The following is an 18,279-nucleotide window of genomic DNA, read 5'->3' as shown; positions in this document are numbered from 1 at the left end:
AGGGGTCGCCCGCCGGGGTGCCGCGGTTCAGCCCTTCACCAGCTCCTCGGCCCGCTCGTAGCGGTAGTCCGGCACCGGCGCGGGCTCCCGGCGGCGGCGCTCGACCACGGCGCCGACCACCGTCACCAGCAGGCCGGCCAGGGCCACCCCGGTCACCAGCAGCAGGGCCGGCCGGTAGCCGTCCAGCTGGGCCGCCGGGGTCTCACCGCCGTCGCTGCCCGCGGTGATCACCGCCGTGGTCACCGCCAGCACCACCGCACTGCCCACCTGGAAGGCGGTGTTGACCAGACCCGAGGCCAGCCCCTGCTCCTCGTCCGCGACCCCGCTGGTGGCGGCGATGTTGACGGAGGGGAAGGCCAGCGCGAAGCCGATCCCGAGCAGGACCATGCTGGGCAGCACCAGGCCGACGTAGCTGCTGTGCTCGTCCAGCCGCAGGAACAGCGCGTACCCCGCGGTGAGCGCGGTGACGCCGATCACCAGCAGCCGGTTGGTGCCGAACCGGTCGACGATCGCGCCCATCCGGGTCGCCGACAGGGCGACCAGGGCGCCCGCCGGGAGCAGGCCGAGCGCCATCTCCAGGGCCGACCAGTCGAGCAGCCGCTGGAGGTAGAGGGTGACGATGAACTGGAAGCCCGCGTAGGAGCCGAAGATGGTGGCCGCGGTGAGGTTGGCCCGGCTGACGCCGCCGTTGCGGAAGATCCCGAGCCGGACCAGCGGGTGCGCGGTGCGCGATTCGATCACCAGGAACGCAGTCGCCAGCACGGCGACCACGGCCAGCGAGCCGAGGGTGCGCAGGCTCGCCCAGCCGGCGCCCTGGGCCTCGGTCACCGTGAACACCAGCAGGAGCAGCGCACCGGTGCCGGTGATCGCGCCGGCCACGTCGTACCCGCCGGCGCCGCGCTCCGGGGCGGCCTGGCGGGGGAGCAGCCGGGCGGCGAAGGCGAGCGCGATCAGGGCGACCGGGACGGGCATCAGGAAGGTCCACCGCCAGCCGGCCGAGGTGAGCAGGCCGCTGAGCACCAGGCCGAGCGAGAACCCGCTGGCGCCGCAGGTGGTGTAGATGGACAGTGCCCGGTTGCGGGCCGGGCCCTCGGCGAAGGTCGTGGTGATGATGGACAGGCCCGCCGGGGCGGTGAACGCCGCGCTGACGCCCTTGAGGAAGCGGGTCGCGATCAGCAGCGGGCCGCTGTCGACCAGGCCGCCGAGCAGCGAGGCGGCCGCGAACACGCCCAGCGCCACCAGGAACACCCGGCGGCGGCCCAGCAGGTCCGCCGCCCGTCCGCCGAGCAGCAGCAGACCGCCGTAGCCCAGCACGTACCCGCTGACCACCCACTGCAGGGCGGAGGTGGAGAGGCCGAGCTCGGCGCCGATGGAGGGCAGGGCGACGCCGACCATCGAGACGTCGAGGGCGTCGAGGAACATCGCGGCGCAGAGGACGACCAGGGTGCCCCAGAGACGGGGGCTCCAGCGCAAGGAATGTGACGGATCGTCAGATGCGAGGGGAGGGGTGGAGGGGGTCGTGGCTGTGGTCATGGGCAGTACAGTACATGCATGTGCATCCAATGCAAGTGGATTTAATGTGGGTGCAATAGATGTCCGGGCATGTGGTAGTGTGGCGCCGTGACCGAACCCGTCGACGCCGCGCCCGACGCGGCCCTCGTCTCCGAGTGGCGCTCCCTGCTGGCCCGCCACGCGGCCGCCACCTGCGCGCTCGACCGCGAGCTGGGGGAGCGGTTCGGCCTGGGCATGAGCGAGTTCGAGGTGCTGGAACGGCTCCGGGAGCACGAGGAGCAGGCGGAGCCCGGGCAGTCCCTGAAACCGCGGGTGCAGGACCTGGCGTGCACCGTGCACCTCAGCCAGAGCGCGCTGTCCCGGCTGATCGGGCGGCTGGAGAAGGCCGGGCTGGTGGTGCGCGCCATGTGCGAGCTGGACCGCCGGGGGATCTACGTCCAGCTGACCGAGGAGGGCCGCGCCCGGTACCGGGAGGCTCAGCCGGTCCACCGGGAGATCCTGGCGCGGACGCTCGGCGAGGCGTAGCCCCGCGCTGCGGCGGGTCCGTCCGGCCGGAGGGCTCTCAGGTCAGCAGGCTCTCGGGTCAGCGGGCTCTCAGGCGGGAGGGCTACTCAGGTCAGAGCCGTCAGGCCCGGGGCCGCGGCGAGCAGGAGGGCCGCGGCGGGAGCCGCCACCGCGGCGAGCGTGAACTGGAGACGGCGGGCCACCGAGAGCCGGGGCTCGCCGGCCAGCAGACGGTCGACCCGGCGCGGCGACTGGGCGAGGTGCCCGGGCCGGCAGGGGCCGAACACCCCGCGCCCGCTGTTGAGTTCGACCAGCGCCAGCGCGGTGGTCACCCGTCCGTGCCGCCGCGCGGCCCGGTCGTCCGCCGCCAGCTCCACCAGCTCGCCCACCTGGTCCCGGAACGCGGCGAACACCTCCACCCCGGGGAAGCCGCCCGCCAGCGCCTCCGCACACTGCAGCAGCCAGTGGTGCCGCGCCCGGACGTGCCCGCGCTCATGGCTGAGCACCGCCGCCAGCTCCCGGTCGCTCAGCTGCTGCAGCGCCCCGGTGGTGACCACCAGTCGCGCCCCGGGGCCCGGCACCGACCAGGCCTCGGGACGGACGTTCTCCAGCACCACCAGCCGCTCCCGGGCCGCCCGGGGCCACTGCGGCGCGGCACCCGCCGCGCCCGCCAGTTCCTTCGGCAACTCAGGTGCACGATGGTCGAGTTGGGCGTTCCGCCGGCCGCGCAGCGCCCGGGCCGAACGGACCTCGCGGGCCAGCGACAGCGCCGTCCAGATCCCGCCCGCCGCCAGGACGGCCGCCGACAGCCGGCCCCAGCCCTCGGCCCCGGCCAGCCCGTACGCCTCCTCCACCCCCTGCGGCGCGCCCTGGAAGAGCAGCGCCCGCAGGCCGGGCAGCGCGGCGGCGCTCGCCAGCAGCAGGCTGAGCACGCAACAGAGCAGGACGGCGACCACCAGGCACTGCCAGGCGCACAGGGCCAGCACCGGTTCACGCTCGGCCCAGCGGGCGCGGGCCAGCCGGCCGGGCACCGCGGTGGAGAGCAGCGTTCCGAGCAGCAGCAGGCTCAGCAGGGCCGTCATGGCAGGGATTCCCCCCGAGGAGGATCGAGGCGCGGCGGTGCGCTGCCCCCAACCTATGCCGCCCCGGCGCCCCGCGGAACGGGTTCCGCGGGCCAGTGACCAACACCACGCCCCGACGACCCGTCAACCCTGCCCCGCGGGCCGATCGAGGTGCCGGCACTGCCGCATCCACCCGGTCTCCGCGGCCGTCGCCTCACATGGTCAGCAGCATCGCGAACATCCCGATCCCCATCGCCGCCCGGCAGGCCTGCCCGAGCTGCTCCGCGGCCGGGACCCGGACCGCCGGGAAGGAGGGGACACCCGCCGCGCCATGACCGCCCGGCCCGGCGAGCAGGCGGCTCCCCGCCCAGAGCGCGTAGCCGCCGAAGTACGCCAGCAGCAGCCCGGTCAGCAGCGGCAGCCCGGCCGGAGCGGCGTGGTGCAGGTGCGCCGGCACGGCCGCCACTCCGGCGGGCCCGGCGGAGGCGGCAGTCGCAGCGGAGGCGGCTGACGCGGCGACCCCGGCGGCCTGGTCGGCGCCGCCCGTCCGGGGGCCGCCTCCACCCGCCATGGCCAGCGCCATGTACGCCATGGCCAGCGCCCCGACGCCGTGGTGCAGCCGGTGCCCGCGCGGCCCCGCCGTCCCTGGTCCTACCGCACCCAGCAGCAGGACTCCCGCCAGCACCGCGAACAGCCAGCCCCAGGCCACCCCCGGCAGCAGCGCCATGCCTGCCATGCCGATCCCCATCGCCGCCTCGGCGGCGTCGACCTCGCGGTCCTCCCCGCAGGTCCGGGCCCGGCTCCGGAGCCGGTGCAGACAGAGCAGGGCGGACCCCGTGGCCAGCGCTGCCAGCAGCCAGGTGACGACGGCGGGTCCGTGCATCGGCGCCCCTCTCGACCGGTGCGTGCGGAGCTACGCCGTCCACGATCAATGGCCGGGCGCCCGCGCAGCAGGGCGCGTACGGGGGCGCATCGAGGCGTCCACCCGGGAAGGGGGCGCGATGCCCGGCCCGGGGGCCCGCGTCCGGTGGCGGCCGTACGGGGGAGAGCGCATGGTCGGCGTACGGCGCCCCGTCCGCGACGCCGTCCGCCGGACCGTCCGGATCCCGGGACAGCCCCATGATCCCCGTCTCTCCCGTCGAACCCCCCTTGAACAGGAGAACCTTTCGTATCTATGGTGGTCCTGTCGTAATAAGTCCTGTCGAAGTGAGTCTCTGATGCAGAATCTTTCGCCGACGCTCGCGGTGGCGGGCGACGCCTCCGCCGCACCGGCCGGCCACCCCGCCTGGCAGCGCCTGAAGGACGCCGTCGAGGCCCTGCGGCCGCTGCAGTCCAAGGACGGCTCCATCGACCTCGTGGCCGTCCAGCGCGAGACGGTCGACCCGCTGGTCGACACCGTCCGCACCGCCATCGCCGAGCTGGCCCCGCTCTTCCCCCACGACGCGGCGTACCTCGCCGCCGTCCAGGCGGACCTCGGCAAGTGGGCCGACACCGGCTACCGCGAGCCCGACTTCCTCGACTCCCTGCTGGCCTTCCAGCCCGCCGGGCAGCGCGAGGACGGCCTGGAGCACCTCGTGGTCTTCCCGATGTACACCCAGAACGGCAACCCGGACCGCAACCTGGAGGCCGTGCTGCTGAAGGTCGTCTGGCCCGACTGGGTCGCCGAGCTGGAGCGCACCCGCTTCGACAACCCCGGCTACCTCGGCATCGCCTTCGAGGACTTCACCGCCGGCTACGACACCAACTCCGCGGTCCTCTTCCCGGAGACCGTCGCCGTCCGCCAGGCGCCCGACCGCTTCACCTGGGGCGCGATCTTCTGCGACCGCGAGGCCGCCCGCTTCCGCGCCGTCACCACCAGCGCCGTCACCCAGCTCGGCCTGGAGATCCCCGAGGACGCCCAGAGCCTCCTCGAGGACCAGGAGCGCACCCAGCAGACCTTCGTGCTGTGGGACCTCATCCACGACCGCACCCACAGCCACGGCGACCTGCCGTTCGACCCGTTCATGATCAAGCAGCGCAGCCCGTTCTGGATGTACGGCCTGGAGGAGCTCCGCTGTGACCTGAACACCTTCAAGGAGGTCGTGAAGCTGGAGCGCGAGGGCAACAAGCGCGCCCGCGACGTCCAGTACGCGGTCCTCTTCGACCGGATGTTCCGCTTCCCGGTCAGCGGCGACCGCGTCCGCAACTACGACGGCATGGGCGGCCAGCTGCTCTTCGCCTACCTCCACAAGAACGACGCGCTGCGCTGGCGCGACAACCGGCTCTCGATCGACTGGGACCGGGTCGCCGACGTCACCAACGAGCTCTGCGCCGAGATCGAGACCCTCTACCGCGAGGGCATCGACCGCCCGAAGACCGCGCACTGGATCGCCGCGTACCAGCTGGTCTCCAAGTACCTCACCCCGCACCCCGCCTCCACCTGGGCCAAGGGCACCGAGGCGCTGCCGCTGGACATCGCCGACGACAAGGCGCTGCGCAAGGCGCTCTGCGACGCCGTCCTGCCGGACGAGTTCCCGCTGAGCATGTTCTTCGAGGCGCTGTCCAAGAAGCTGAGCGGCGTCATCGCCAGCACCAAGGGCATCACCGGCGCGAACGTCCAGGGGGTCGCCGCGTGAGCACCGACAACCTCGCCGGCAAGGTCATCGCCGTCGCCGGGGCCAGCGGTCCCGCCGGACGCGCCACCCTGCGCCGCCTCGCCGCCGCCGGCGCCACCGTGATCGGCGCCGACATCGACCAGCAGCGCCTCGACGCCGCCCTCGACTCCGTGCGCACCGACGTCCGCGGCGCCAAGGTCAGCGGCCAGGTCATCGACCTCCTCGACCCGCAGGAGGTCCACGACTGGGCCGACCACCTGGAGGCCGAGCACGGCCACGTCGACGGCCTGTTCCACCTGGTCGGCGGCTGGCGCGGCAGCAAGACCTTCTTCGACTCCCGGATCGACGACTGGGACTTCCTGCACGACACCGTCGTCCGCACCCTGCAGCACACCTCGCTCGCCTTCCAGCCCGCGCTGGTCCGCAGCGAGGCCGGCCGCTACGCCATGGTCTCGGCCGCCGCCGCGCACAAGCCCACCGCGGGCGGCGCCGCCTACGCGGCCGCCAAGGCCGCCACCGAGGCCTGGACGCTCGCCATGGCGGACTCCTTCGTGAAGGAGACCACCGCCGGGGACGGCACGCCCACCGCCGCGGCTGCCATCCTGGTGATCAAGGCCCTGGTCTCCCCGGAGATGCGCGCCGAGAAGCCGGAGGCCAAGTTCGCCGGTTTCACCGACACCGCCGACCTGGCCGACACCCTGGCGGGCCTCTGGGACCGCCCCGCAGCAGAACTGAACGGACAGCACCTGTGGCTGACAGCCCGATGACCCCCGGTACGGACGCCGTACGCCGCCACGACCCCGCGGTACGCGGCTTCGCCAGCGACAACTACGCCGGCGTCCACCCCGAGATCCTCGCCGCGATAGCCCTCGCCAACGACGGCCACCAGGTCGCCTACGGCGAGGACCAGTACACCGAGCACCTCCAGACCGTCTTCCGCAAGCACTTCGGCGAGAAGGCGGAGGCCTACCCGGTCTTCAACGGCACCGGCGCCAACGTGGTCTCCCTGCAGGCCCTGCTGCCGCGCTGGGGAGCGGTGATCGCCGCCGAGTCCGCCCACATCAACGTGGACGAGTGCGGTGCACCCGAGAAGATGGCGGGCATCAAGCTGCTCACCGTCCCCACCCCGGACGGCAAGCTCACCCCCGAGCTCATCGACCAGCAGGCCTGGGGCTGGGGCGACGAGCACCGCGCCCAGCCGCTCGCCGTCTCGATCACCCAGAGCACCGAGCTCGGCACCGTCTACACGGCCGACGAGGTCAAGGCGATCTGCGACCACGCGCACGAGCGCGGCATGCTCGTCCACATGGACGGCTCCCGGCTCGCCAACGCGGCCGCCTCCCTCGGCCTGCCGTTCCGCGCCTTCACCACGGACGCCGGCGTCGACGTGCTGTCCTTCGGCGGCACCAAGAACGGCCTGCTGTTCGGCGAGGCCGTGGTCGTCCTCAACCCCGACCGGGTCCGGGACATCAAGTTCCTGCGCAAGATGTCGATGCAGCTCGCGTCGAAGATGCGCTTCGTCTCGGTCCAGTTCGAGGCGCTGCTCACCGGCGACCTCTGGCTGCGCAACGCCGGCCACGCCAACGCCATGGCCAAGCGCCTGGAGACGGCCGTCCGCGGGATCGAGGGCGTCAGCATCGTCCGTCCCGTGCAGGCGAACGCCGTGTTCGCGATCCTGCCGCGCGAGGTCAGCGAGCGGCTGCAGAAGCGCTACCGCTTCTACTTCTGGGACGAGCACACCGGCGAGGTGCGCTGGATGGCCGCCTTCGACACCTCGGAGGCCGACATCGACTCCTTCGCGGCCGCGATCGTGGAGGAGATGGGCCGCGGCTGACGCCGCGGTCCGTGACACCGCAGTCCGCGCCTGACGCGTCGATCGCCCCCGTCCGGGACTCCGGGCGGGGGCGTTTTGACCCCGGGCGGTCCGGTGTGTAACGTTCTCCGGGTTGCCCCACGGCCGGGTGGCCCGCTTTTCGAATTCCGATCGGAGTTCGAACCTCGAGCGGGAAAACCGCCGGAAGAACTCTGGTAGAGTTCGGGAGCGCCGAAAGGCGAAAGCGAAGCGGATGAATGAAACTCCGGAAAACGGAGCGGAAAACATCTGATAAGCTGGAAACACGAAAGAACGAAGCGCCCGGAGGGCCCGCTGGAAGGCGGTCCGAAGGAAGCGTCCGTTCCTTGAGAACTCAACAGCGTGCCAAAAGTCAACGCCAGATATGTTGACATCCCCGGCGAGGCCGTCATGGTCTTGTTGGAGATTCCTTTTGAAATAACACTAGCGAGGACGCAGTGCGCGGGATCACCTTATTCCGGTGGTTGCCGTGCCGCTCTTCCGCGAGTGGGAACCCGATGACGGGTTGACATTCACGGAGAGTTTGATCCTGGCTCAGGACGAACGCTGGCGGCGTGCTTAACACATGCAAGTCGAACGGTGAAGCCCTTCGGGGTGGATCAGTGGCGAACGGGTGAGTAACACGTGGGAAATCTGCCCTGCACTCTGGGACAAGCCTTGGAAACGAGGTCTAATACCGGATATGACCTGCTCCTGCATGGGGGTGGGTGGAAAGCTCCGGCGGTGCAGGATGATCCCGCGGCCTATCAGCTTGTTGGTGGGGTAACGGCCCACCAAGGCGACGACGGGTAGCCGGCCTGAGAGGGCGACCGGCCACACTGGGACTGAGACACGGCCCAGACTCCTACGGGAGGCAGCAGTGGGGAATATTGCACAATGGGCGAAAGCCTGATGCAGCGACGCCGCGTGAGGGATGACGGCCTTCGGGTTGTAAACCTCTTTCAGCAGGGAAGAAGCGCAAGTGACGGTACCTGCAGAAGAAGCACCGGCTAACTACGTGCCAGCAGCCGCGGTAATACGTAGGGTGCGAGCGTTGTCCGGAATTATTGGGCGTAAAGAGCTCGTAGGCGGCCTGTCGCGTCGGATGTGAAAGCCCGGGGCTTAACCCCGGGTCTGCATTCGATACGGGCAGGCTAGAGTGTGGTAGGGGAGATCGGAATTCCTGGTGTAGCGGTGAAATGCGCAGATATCAGGAGGAACACCGGTGGCGAAGGCGGATCTCTGGGCCATTACTGACGCTGAGGAGCGAAAGCGTGGGGAGCGAACAGGATTAGATACCCTGGTAGTCCACGCCGTAAACGTTGGGAACTAGGTGTTGGCGACATTCCACGTCGTCGGTGCCGCAGCTAACGCATTAAGTTCCCCGCCTGGGGAGTACGGCCGCAAGGCTAAAACTCAAAGGAATTGACGGGGGCCCGCACAAGCAGCGGAGCATGTGGCTTAATTCGACGCAACGCGAAGAACCTTACCAAGGCTTGACATACGCCGGAAACGTCCAGAGATGGGCGCCCCCTTGTGGTCGGTGTACAGGTGGTGCATGGTTGTCGTCAGCTCGTGTCGTGAGATGTTGGGTTAAGTCCCGCAACGAGCGCAACCCTTGTTCTGTGTTGCCAGCATGCCTTTCGGGGTGATGGGGACTCACAGGAGACTGCCGGGGTCAACTCGGAGGAAGGTGGGGACGACGTCAAATCATCATGCCCCTTATGTCTTGGGCTGCACACGTGCTACAATGGTCGGTACAAAGGGCTGCGATGCCGCGAGGCGGAGCGAATCCCAAAAAGCCGGCCTCAGTTCGGATTGGGGTCTGCAACTCGACCCCATGAAGTTGGAGTTGCTAGTAATCGCAGATCAGCATGCTGCGGTGAATACGTTCCCGGGCCTTGTACACACCGCCCGTCACGTCACGAAAGTCGGTAACACCCGAAGCCGGTGGCCTAACCCTTGGGAGGGAGCCGTCGAAGGTGGGACCAGCGATTGGGACGAAGTCGTAACAAGGTAGCCGTACCGGAAGGTGCGGCTGGATCACCTCCTTTCTAAGGAGCACATGGCCGACTGCGAGCGAATGTCTCGCACGGTTGCTCATGGGTGGAACGTTGACTATTCGGCACACACGGTACGGGTCTTGCTAGTACTGCTCTTCGGAGCGTGGAACGCACATGATGCCGCCGGGTGTGTCGGGCACGCTGTTGGGTCCTGAAGGAACGGCCATCAAGGTTGTTGCTTCAGAGTTGCCGGCTCCACTTGAGGGCGTGCTTGTCGCGTCTGAGGGTGGGTGTCTGGTCGTTGTTTGAGAACTGCACAGTGGACGCGAGCATCTGTGGCCAAGTTTTTAAGGGCGCACGGTGGATGCCTTGGCACCAGGAACCGATGAAGGACGTGGGAGGCCGCGATAGGCCCCGGGGAGCTGTCAACCGAGCTTTGATCCGGGGGTGTCCGAATGGGGAAACCCGGCAGTCGTCATGGGCTGTCACCCGCTGCTGAACACATAGGCAGTGTGGAGGGAACGCGGGGAAGTGAAACATCTCAGTACCCGCAGGAAGAGAAAACAACCGTGATTCCGGGAGTAGTGGCGAGCGAAACCGGATGAGGCTAAACCCAAGTGGTGTGAGACCCGGCAGGGGTTGCCGCTTGGGGGTCGTGGGAATGAGCTTGATCGGTCTGCCGGCCGGTCGGCGAGTCAGAAACCGTTGGTGTAGTCGAAGGACATGCGAAAGGTCCGGCGTAGAGGGTAAGACCCCCGTAGACGAAACATCAGCGGCTTGCTTGCTCATCTCCCAAGTAGCACGGGGCCCGAGAAATCCCGTGTGAATCTGGCGGGACCACCCGCTAAGCCTAAATATTCCCTGGTGACCGATAGCGGATAGTACCGTGAGGGAATGGTGAAAAGTACCGCGGGAGCGGAGTGAAATAGTACCTGAAACCGTGTGCCTACAAGCCGTGGGGGCAGTCTTCGGACTGTGACTGCGTGCCTTTTGAAGAATGAGCCTGCGAGTTTGCGGTGTGTAGCGAGGTTAACCCGTGTGGGGTAGCCGTAGCGAAAGCGAGTCCGAATAGGGCGATTGAGTTGCACGCCCAAGACCCGAAGCGGAGTGATCTAGCCATGGGCAGGTTGAAGCGCGGGTAAGACCGTGTGGAGGACCGAACCCACCAGGGTTGAAAACCTGGGGGATGACCTGTGGTTAGGGGTGAAAGGCCAATCAAACTCCGTGATAGCTGGTTCTCCCCGAAATGCATTTAGGTGCAGCGTCGTGTGTTTCTTGCCGGAGGTAGAGCACTGGATAGGCGATGGGCCTCACCGGGTTACTGACCTTAGCCAAACTCCGAATGCCGGTAAGTGAGAGCACGGCAGTGAGACTGTGGGGGATAAGCTCCATGGTCGAGAGGGAAACAGCCCAGAACACCGACTAAGGTCCTAAGCGTGTGCTAAGTGGGAAAGGATGTGGAGTCGCAGAGACAACCAGGAGGTTGGCTTAGAAGCAGCCACCCTTGAAAGAGTGCGTAATAGCTCACTGGTCAAGTGATTCCGCGCCGACAATGTAGCGGGGCTCAAGTACACCACCGAAGTCGTGTCATTCACACGTGTAGGCCCAACGGCTGTGTGGATGGGTAGGGGAGCGTCGTGTGCCGGGTGAAGCAGCCGAGGAATCGAGTTGTGGACGGTTCACGAGTGAGAATGCAGGCATGAGTAGCGATACAAGAGTGGGAAACTCTTGCGCCGATTGACCAAGGGTTCCTGGGTCAAGCTGATCTGCCCAGGGTAAGTCGGGACCTAAGGCGAGGCCGACAGGCGTAGTCGATGGACAACGGGTTGATATTCCCGTACCCGCTTTGAAGCGCCAACGTTGAACCCTCTGATGCTAAGGCCGTGAAGCCGCCCCGGAGCCTTCGGGCAATGGGGAGTGGTGGAGCCGCTGAACCAAGGTGGTAGTAGGTGAGCGATGGGGTGACGCAGGAAGGTAGTCCAGCCCGGGCGGTGGTAGTCCCGGGGTAAGGGTGTAGGCCGAGTGATAGGCAAATCCGTCACTCATTGAGGCTGAGACCTGATGCCGAGCCGATTGTGGTGAAGTGGATGATCCTATGCTGTCGAGAAAAGCCTCTAGCGAGTTTCATGGCGGCCCGTACCCTAAACCGACTCAGGTGGTCAGGTAGAGAATACCGAGGCGTTCGGGTGAACTGTGGTTAAGGAACTCGGCAAAATGCCCCCGTAACTTCGGGAGAAGGGGGGCCATTCCTGGTGACGAGTCTTGCACTCCGAGCTGGGGGTGGCCGCAGAGACCAGCGAGAAGCGACTGTTTACTAAAAACACAGGTCCGTGCGAAGCCGTAAGGCGATGTATACGGACTGACGCCTGCCCGGTGCTGGAACGTTAAGGGGACCGGTTAGTCTAGTTTCGGCTAGGCGAAGCTGAGAACTTAAGCGCCAGTAAACGGCGGTGGTAACTATAACCATCCTAAGGTAGCGAAATTCCTTGTCGGGTAAGTTCCGACCTGCACGAATGGCGTAACGACTTCTCGACTGTCTCAACCACAGGCCCGGTGAAATTGCATTACGAGTAAAGATGCTCGTTTCGCGCAGCAGGACGGAAAGACCCCGGGACCTTTACTATAGCTTGATATTGGTGTTCGGTTCGGCTTGTGTAGGATAGGTGGGAGACTTTGAAGCGGCAACGCCAGTTGTTGTGGAGTCGACGTTGAAATACCACTCTGGTCGTGCTGGATGTCTAACCTGGGTCCGTGATCCGGATCAGGGACAGTGTCTGGTGGGTAGTTTAACTGGGGCGGTTGCCTCCCAAAGGGTAACGGAGGCGCCCAAAGGTTCCCTCAGCCTGGTTGGCAATCAGGTGTTGAGTGTAAGTGCACAAGGGAGCTTGACTGTGAGACTGACGGGTCGAGCAGGTACGAAAGTAGGGACTAGTGATCCGGCGGTGGCTTGTGGAAGCGCCGTCGCTCAACGGATAAAAGGTACCCCGGGGATAACAGGCTGATCTTCCCCAAGAGTCCATATCGACGGGATGGTTTGGCACCTCGATGTCGGCTCGTCGCATCCTGGGGCTGGAGTAGGTCCCAAGGGTTGGGCTGTTCGCCCATTAAAGCGGTACGCGAGCTGGGTTTAGAACGTCGTGAGACAGTTCGGTCCCTATCCGCTGTGCGCGTAGGAGTGTTGAGAAGGGCTGTCCCTAGTACGAGAGGACCGGGACGGACGAACCTCTGGTGTGCCAGTTGTCCTGCCAAGGGCATGGCTGGTTGGCTACGTTCGGGAGGGATAACCGCTGAAAGCATCTAAGCGGGAAGCCTGCTTCGAGATGAGCACTCCCACCTCCTTGAGAGGGTAAGGCTCCCAGTAGACGACTGGGTTGATAGGCCGGATATGGAAGCCCTGTGAGGGGTGGAGTTGACCGGTACTAATAGGCCGAGGGCTTGTCCTCAGTTGCTCGCGTCCACTGTGTTGGTTCTGAAACCACGACCCGTCTTGCCGGCGGATAGTTTCATAGTGTTTCGGTGGTCATAGCGTGAGGGAAACGCCCGGTTACATTCCGAACCCGGAAGCTAAGCCTCACAGCGCCGATGGTACTGCAGGGGGGACCCTGTGGGAGAGTAGGACGCCGCCGAACAATCATTCAGGGAAGGGCCCCGCATTCGTGCGGGGCCCTTTTCGCATTTCCGGGCCCTTTTCCGGGTCAGTCGGCGAGGCGTTGGAGGAAGCGGACCAGGGCGCGGTTCACCTCGTCCGGGCGTTCCTGCTGGGTCCAGTGGCCGCAGTCGGGGAGCCAGAGCACCTCGTCCAGGGCGGGGACGAAGGAGCGCAGCCCGTCGATGCCTTCGCGGGCGGCGGGCGTGGAGACGACCATGTCCTTCTCGCCGGCGATCAGCAGGGCCGGGGGCTCGATGCGGGCCCGGTGCCAGGGGGCGGTCAGTTCCCAGTTGCGGTCGAGGTTGCGGTACCAGTGGAGCGGGCGGGTGAAGCCGCCGGCCCGGAACTCGGCGGCGAAGAAGGCGATGTCCTCCTCGGTGATCCAGGCGGGGAGCTGCGGCCGCTCCTTGAAGAGGTCGAGGAAACCGCCGCCCTCGGGGAGCAGCGGCAGACCGGACGGCCCGAGCGCGGACCTGCCGGCGAGCAGCAGCCGGAAGGTGGTGGGGAGGTCGCGGCCGAGCTCGGCCTCGGGGATGCCGTGCTGCTGGAAGTAGACCATGTAGTGGGCGTCGCCGAGGTGGTCGCGCAGGGCAGTGAGAGTGGGCCGGTCCGAGCGCTGGTACGGCGGGACGGAGAGGCCGACCACGCCGCGGACGAGGTCGGGGCGGAGCAACGCGCAGTGCCAGGCGACCGGCGACCCCCAGTCGTGGCCGACCACGACGGCGGTCCCGGCGTCGAGGGCCGGGATCAGGCCGAGGGCGTCGCCGGCGAGGTGGAGGATGCTGTACTGGTCGACGGCCTCCGGGCCACCGGTGCCGCCGTAGCCGCGCTGGTCGGGGGCGACGGCGTGGTAGCCGGCGTCGGCGAGGGCGGTGAGCTGGTGCCGCCAGGAGTACCAGCTCTCGGGGAAGCCGTGCAGCAGCAGGACCAGCGGCCCTCGGCCGGCCTCGGCGATGCGCCGCTCGCCGATCGGACCGTGCGGTGGGATATCCCGGGCATGGACGCTCCCTCGGGGAGGTGGACGGGTTGATGTCGCTCCGTCAGGTCTATCCCAGGGACGGCCGTTGCGGTGCCGGCTCGGCGGAACCAGGGAAGCGGACCCGGGGCGAGTGGAATCCGGGCGAGTGGAATCCGGGCGAGTGAACCCCGGGCGAGCGGGGCCGCCCGGGGTCGCGGGTCACATCCCGCGGGCGCCGTCGAGGGTCTCCCGGATGATGTCGGCGTGCCCGGCGTGGCGGGCGATCTCCTCGATCATGTGGAGGGCCACCCAGCGCAGGTTGCGGTGGGTGTGTCCGGCGAGGGCGCAGGGGGCGTCGAGGTCGGTGTCGGCGAGGACGCCCTCGGTGGCGGCGATCTGTGCCCGGTAGTACTCGAGCCAGTGGGCGAGGGTGTCCTCGTCGGTCAGCCGGAAGTCCTCGTCGGTGTCCAGCTCGGTCTCGGGCCACTCGCCGGGGAAGGTGCGGCCGGCGGCGATGATCTGGAACCAGCGGCGCTCCCACAGCGCGTTGTGCTTCAGCAGGCCGAGCAGGGTGAGGGAACTGTCGGTGGGGGCCTTGCGCAGGTCCGCCTCGGAGAGGCCGTCGAGCTTGCGGATCAGCGCCTCGCGCTGCCGGCCGAGGAAACCGATCAGGGCGTCCCGTTCGGTGCCGACGGGGAACGGAAGGGTCGTCATGGCGCCGAATCTATCCGGATCCTGACGATCGGACAGTAGGGATTTCCGCCCCCCTGCCCCCTGCCCCCTGCCCCCGCCCCCGCCGACGACGGGCGACGACGCGCCGACGGACGAGCGCCCGCCCGGCCGGAGCCGAGCGGGCGCTGGTCGGGACGCCTCGGCCGCTCAGGCCTGGCCGGCGCGGCGCTCGGCCTTGGCGGCGGCCTCGGCCTCGTCCAGGGCCTCGGCGGCCTCCAGGGTGGGGGCGGTGCCGCCCAGGTGGGAGGGGAGCCACCAGCTGTCCTCGGGGCCGGACGGCTTGGCCGGGTAATCGCGCTGGGCGCGGTCCAGCATCTCGGACATCGCGGCCCGCAGACGGCGGGTGACCATGACCGGCTTGTCCTGGGCGGTGAGCTCGATCGGCTCGCCGATCATGATGGTGACCGGGACGTGGCGCTTGGTGAGGGTCTTGGGACGGCCCTTGGTCCACAGCTGCTGGGTGCCCCAGAGGATCACCGGCAGCAGCGGGGCCCCGGCGTCCGCGGCCATCCGGGCGGCGCCGGTCTTGAACTTCTTCAGCATGAAGGAGCGGCTGATGGTGGCCTCGGGGAAGACGCCGACCACCTCGCCCTCGCGCAGCGCCTTCACGGCGGCCTCGTACGCGGGCTGGCCGTCGGTGCGGTCCACGGCGATGTGCTTCATGCCGCGCATCAGCGGGCCGGAGACCGGGTGCTTGAAGACGTCGTCCTTGGCCATGAACCGGGTCTTGCGCTTGCCGCCCCGGTAGGCGCCCAGCCCGGCGAAGAGGAAGTCGAGGTAGCTGATGTGGTTGCTGACCAGGACCGCGCCACCGGTGGCGGGGATGTTCTCGGCGCCGACGATGTCGATCCGCAGATCCAGCGCGCGGAATGCGGTGAGCGCCGCGCGGATCACCGGCGGGTACACGAACTCTGCCACGGTCAGCCCTACTTCCCACGGGCCTGTGTGCCCGGTCGGATGGTGCCCGGGGCTCGCCTGGGGGCCGACCGGGGGCGCGGCACACCGCGGCCGCCACGGGGTTGCACCGAGATGATCCCCCGAACGACCACGGTCTGTCACGCCGGGCCGCCCGGTGTCCGGGATCGCGGGCCGAGTTCTTCGTCACGCGCCGGGCGGGAACTCACCGGGGCCGCCCTCGCTCAGGCGCGGGCGCCGAGGCGGGCGCGGCCCCGGTGCGCGAGCAGGTACAGCTCGCAGCCCAGGCAGTAGCCGAACGCCGCGTTGAGGAAGGCGGCACCCAGCGCGAAACCGGTGGCGGTGAGGAAGAGCCACTCCGCGCCGGCCGGCGAGCCGACCGTGCCGAGCACGGCGAAGGCCAGACCGACGGCCTGGGCGAACCTGGCCGGACGGGCGTCCTCCAGCTCGCGGGGCGGCCCGATCCGGGGCCGGACCAGGGTGCCGAACAGCAGGCCGTACGGGGAGTGCTGCGGACCGGCGAAGGCGGCGACCGCGAAGGCGGCGGCCTGGGCGGCCAGCAGCACGGCGCTGCCGGTGATCAGGGCGGCGGCGAGGACCAGGCTGGTGAGGACGGCGGCGAAACGCGCGCCGCGCGGGTCGATCTGCATGGGACGGGCTCCGGATTCCGGGCCCCGGGGGCGGGGCCGGTGGGGTACGGCGGCTGACGGGCGGGGCGCGGGTCAGCGACAGCGTCCGGCCGTGGCGCGGCAGAGGTCGACCACGCGGCGGGTGGTCAGCAGCGGCAGCCGACGGAGCAGGGGGTCCACGGCCGCGATGCTACCGGGGCCCGGGCCGGGCGGCGGGGGTGTGGACGAGGCGTGGGACGGCCCCGGGGACGCGGGCGGGTGGCCGGTGCGGGGAGGCGATGGCGCAGACTGGTGCGGTGACCGGGTTGGTGGTGTGCGCGGTGGTGCTCGCGGTGGCGGGCGCCTTCGGAGCGGTGCGCGCCCTGCGGGACGGGAGGCTGCGGGTGCGCGGGAAGGACGGGGCGGTGTTGCTGTCGGCGGAGGACCTCGGGACGGAGCTCGGCGCGCGGGCCACGCTGGTGCAGTTCTCCACCGCCTTCTGCCAGCCCTGCCGGGCGACCCGCCGGGTGCTGGCCGAGGTGGCCGGGATGGTCGACGGCGTGGCGCACGTGGAGATCGACGCGGAGGCGGCCCTCGACCTGGTACGCCGGCTGGAGGTGCTGCGGACCCCCACCGTGCTGGTGCTGGACGCGGACGGCCGGGTGGTCCGCCGGGCCGCCGGGCAGCCGCGCCGGGTGGACGTGATCGCCGCGCTCGGCGAGGCGGTCGGGGCGCCCGCATCGTGATCGCGGAGGCGGTCAGCGGGGCTGTCAAGAGCGCCTCGGTTGTCAAGACCGGCGAATCTCACAGCGGATCTGCCGCCCAGTCAGGGGGTGCGCGGCCCGACCTGGGGCAGGATGGGCGCAGACGGCAGTGCAGCCGTTCCGTTCCCCTGGTCGCCGGGCCGTCCGCAGCACCGGTTCCGGAGGGTTCGGGGCGCTCGGCCGGGGCTCCGCGGCGCTAAGCTACTGGCCAGTAGTGACGGCTAAGCTACTCGCGAGTAGACTGCGAGGAAGTTCCGGAAGGGCACCGGCGCACGCCGCCCGCAGGGGCCTGGTGCGTGTGCCACCCAGTGCACAGCCGCAGCCGCCGGACGAGACCAGTTACAGGAGACAGGCCGTGAGCTTGAGGATCGTTGTCTGTGTGAAGTACGTGCCCGACGCGACCGGTGACCGTCGCTTCGCGGACGACACCACCACCGACCGGGAGGGCGTGGACGGCCTTCTGTCGGAGCTGGACGAGTACGGCGTGGAGCAGGCGCTGAGGATCGCGGAGGCGTCGGGGGACGCCGAGGTGACGGTGCTGACGGTGGGTCCGGACGATGCGAAGGACGCGCTGCGCAAGGCGCTGTCGATGGGTGCGGACAAGGCCGTGCACGTGAACGACGACGACATCCACGGCTCGGACGTGCTGGGGACCTCGGCGGTCGTGGCGAAGGCGCTGGAGAAGGTCGGTTTCGACCTGGTGGTGTGCGGTATGGCGTCGACGGACGGCACGATGGGTGTGCTGCCGGCGCTGCTGGCGGAGCGTCTGGGTGTGCCGCAGGCGACGCTGCTGTCCGAGGTGGCGGTCGAGGGTGGCGTGGTCAAGGGCCGTCGGGACGGCGACGCGGCGACCGAGCTGGTCGAGGCCGCGCTGCCGGCGGTGGTGTCGGTGACCGACCAGTCGGGTGAGGCCCGCTACCCGTCGTTCAAGGGCATCATGGCGGCGAAGAAGAAGCCGGTCCAGTCGCTGGACCTGGACGACCTGGGCATCGAGGCGGACGAGGTCGGCCTGGCCGGCGCCTGGACCAAGGTCGAGGACATCGCGGCCCGCCCGGCCCGCACCGCGGGCACGATCGTCAAGGACGAGGGCGAGGGCGGCAAGGCGCTCGCCGCGTTCCTCGCCGAGCAGAAGTTCATCTGAGACCGCT

At 68.8% G+C, this 18,279-nt stretch carries 13 protein-coding genes and 3 rRNA genes; 9 read left to right on the top strand and 7 right to left on the bottom strand.

Annotated elements, in window-relative coordinates:
• Nucleotides 1-27 precede the first annotated feature (27 nt).
• Nucleotides 28-1,533: an MFS transporter gene (locus ABWK59_RS07960; RefSeq protein ID WP_354639096.1), complete on the bottom strand. Its 1,506-nt coding sequence runs from the start codon at nt 1,531-1,533 to the stop codon at nt 28-30.
• Nucleotides 1,534-1,620: 87 nt separating this feature from the next.
• Between ABWK59_RS07960 and ABWK59_RS07955 the strand changes: the two genes are divergently transcribed.
• Nucleotides 1,621-2,037 (top strand): MarR family winged helix-turn-helix transcriptional regulator, encoded by a 417-nt coding sequence (locus ABWK59_RS07955; RefSeq protein ID WP_354639094.1) that lies wholly within the window; start codon nt 1,621-1,623, stop codon nt 2,035-2,037.
• Between the two features lie 86 nt (nt 2,038-2,123).
• On the opposite strand, the gene ABWK59_RS07950 is transcribed toward ABWK59_RS07955, so the two are convergent.
• Nucleotides 2,124-3,098 carry a M56 family metallopeptidase gene (locus ABWK59_RS07950; RefSeq protein WP_354639093.1) on the bottom strand — a complete coding sequence of 325 codons (975 nt, stop codon included), beginning with the start codon at nt 3,096-3,098 and terminating at the stop codon, nt 2,124-2,126.
• Between the two features lie 193 nt (nt 3,099-3,291).
• Complete coding sequence (locus ABWK59_RS07945; RefSeq protein WP_354639091.1) at nt 3,292-3,960, bottom strand: DUF5134 domain-containing protein; 669 nt, start codon at nt 3,958-3,960, stop codon at nt 3,292-3,294.
• A gap of 334 nt (nt 3,961-4,294) precedes the next feature.
• On the opposite strand from ABWK59_RS07945, the gene ABWK59_RS07940 reads away from it, so the two are divergent.
• The 6 genes from ABWK59_RS07940 to rrf all read left to right on the top strand — a co-directional run bounded on the left by ABWK59_RS07940 (nt 4,295) and on the right by rrf (nt 13,134).
• The gene (locus tag ABWK59_RS07940) at nt 4,295-5,692 is read left to right on the top strand and encodes a DUF6421 family protein (protein ID WP_354639089.1); all 1,398 of its coding nucleotides are present in this window, start codon (nt 4,295-4,297) and stop codon (nt 5,690-5,692) included.
• The gene (locus ABWK59_RS07935; protein WP_354639088.1) at nt 5,689-6,438 is read left to right on the top strand and encodes an SDR family NAD(P)-dependent oxidoreductase; all 750 of its coding nucleotides are present in this window, start codon (nt 5,689-5,691) and stop codon (nt 6,436-6,438) included. The genes ABWK59_RS07940 and ABWK59_RS07935 overlap by 4 nt, the downstream gene beginning before the upstream one ends.
• On the top strand, nt 6,435-7,505 hold the full coding sequence (locus tag ABWK59_RS07930) for a threonine aldolase family protein (RefSeq protein ID WP_354644860.1): 1,071 nt from the start codon (nt 6,435-6,437) through the stop codon (nt 7,503-7,505). Before ABWK59_RS07935 ends, ABWK59_RS07930 begins: the two co-directional genes overlap by 4 nt.
• Nucleotides 7,506-8,034: 529 nt before the next feature.
• Nucleotides 8,035-9,556 (top strand): 16S ribosomal RNA (locus ABWK59_RS07925).
• Nucleotides 9,557-9,842: 286 nt separating this feature from the next.
• A 23S ribosomal RNA gene (locus ABWK59_RS07920) occupies nt 9,843-12,948 on the top strand.
• A gap of 69 nt (nt 12,949-13,017) precedes the next feature.
• Nucleotides 13,018-13,134, top strand: a 5S ribosomal RNA gene (rrf, locus tag ABWK59_RS07915).
• The 16S, 23S and 5S rRNA genes sit together here, the layout of an rRNA operon.
• Before the next feature lie 66 nt (nt 13,135-13,200).
• Here rrf and ABWK59_RS07910 read toward each other — a convergent pair.
• From ABWK59_RS07910 to ABWK59_RS07895, 4 genes are all read right to left on the bottom strand, one after another.
• Nucleotides 13,201-14,073 (bottom strand): alpha/beta fold hydrolase, encoded by an 873-nt coding sequence (locus ABWK59_RS07910; RefSeq protein WP_354644859.1) that lies wholly within the window; start codon nt 14,071-14,073, stop codon nt 13,201-13,203.
• A 258-nt stretch (nt 14,074-14,331) separates the two neighbouring features.
• Entirely contained in the window at nt 14,332-14,826 is a 495-nt protein-coding gene (locus ABWK59_RS07905; RefSeq protein WP_354639087.1) for a DinB family protein, read from the bottom strand.
• Nucleotides 14,827-14,991: 165 nt separating this feature from the next.
• Nucleotides 14,992-15,762: a lysophospholipid acyltransferase family protein gene (locus tag ABWK59_RS07900; RefSeq protein WP_354639085.1), complete on the bottom strand. Its 771-nt coding sequence runs from the start codon at nt 15,760-15,762 to the stop codon at nt 14,992-14,994.
• Nucleotides 15,763-15,983: 221 nt separating this feature from the next.
• On the bottom strand, nt 15,984-16,409 hold the full coding sequence (locus tag ABWK59_RS07895; protein ID WP_354639083.1) for a DUF4395 domain-containing protein: 426 nt from the start codon (nt 16,407-16,409) through the stop codon (nt 15,984-15,986).
• Between the two features lie 275 nt (nt 16,410-16,684).
• Between ABWK59_RS07895 and ABWK59_RS07890 the strand changes: the two genes are divergently transcribed.
• Both ABWK59_RS07890 and ABWK59_RS07885 read left to right on the top strand, forming a co-directional pair.
• The gene (locus tag ABWK59_RS07890; RefSeq protein WP_354644858.1) at nt 16,685-17,113 is read left to right on the top strand and encodes a thioredoxin family protein; all 429 of its coding nucleotides are present in this window, start codon (nt 16,685-16,687) and stop codon (nt 17,111-17,113) included.
• Between the two features lie 373 nt (nt 17,114-17,486).
• Nucleotides 17,487-18,272: an electron transfer flavoprotein subunit beta/FixA family protein gene (locus ABWK59_RS07885; protein WP_354639081.1), complete on the top strand. Its 786-nt coding sequence runs from the start codon at nt 17,487-17,489 to the stop codon at nt 18,270-18,272.
• Nucleotides 18,273-18,279: the final 7 nt, after the last annotated feature.

It is taken from the genome of Kitasatospora sp. HUAS MG31, from assembly GCF_040571325.1.
GTDB classification, from domain to species: domain Bacteria; phylum Actinomycetota; class Actinomycetes; order Streptomycetales; family Streptomycetaceae; genus Kitasatospora; species Kitasatospora camelliae.
Note: the sequence above shows the minus strand (reverse complement) of the source record. Positions and strands in the feature narration are given on the sequence as shown.

Coding starts and splice junctions, on each gene's coding strand:
- ABWK59_RS07960 (WP_354639096.1), bottom strand. CDS start 1,533: ATGACCACAGCCACGACCCCCTCCACCCCTCCCCTCGCATCTGACGAT.
- ABWK59_RS07950 (WP_354639093.1), bottom strand. CDS start 3,098: ATGACGGCCCTGCTGAGCCTGCTGCTGCTCGGAACGCTGCTCTCCACC.
- ABWK59_RS07945 (WP_354639091.1), bottom strand. CDS start 3,960: ATGCACGGACCCGCCGTCGTCACCTGGCTGCTGGCAGCGCTGGCCACG.
- ABWK59_RS07940 (WP_354639089.1), top strand. CDS start 4,295: ATGCAGAATCTTTCGCCGACGCTCGCGGTGGCGGGCGACGCCTCCGCC.
- ABWK59_RS07930 (WP_354644860.1), top strand. CDS start 6,435: ATGACCCCCGGTACGGACGCCGTACGCCGCCACGACCCCGCGGTACGC.
- ABWK59_RS07905 (WP_354639087.1), bottom strand. CDS start 14,826: ATGACGACCCTTCCGTTCCCCGTCGGCACCGAACGGGACGCCCTGATC.
- ABWK59_RS07895 (WP_354639083.1), bottom strand. CDS start 16,409: ATGCAGATCGACCCGCGCGGCGCGCGTTTCGCCGCCGTCCTCACCAGC.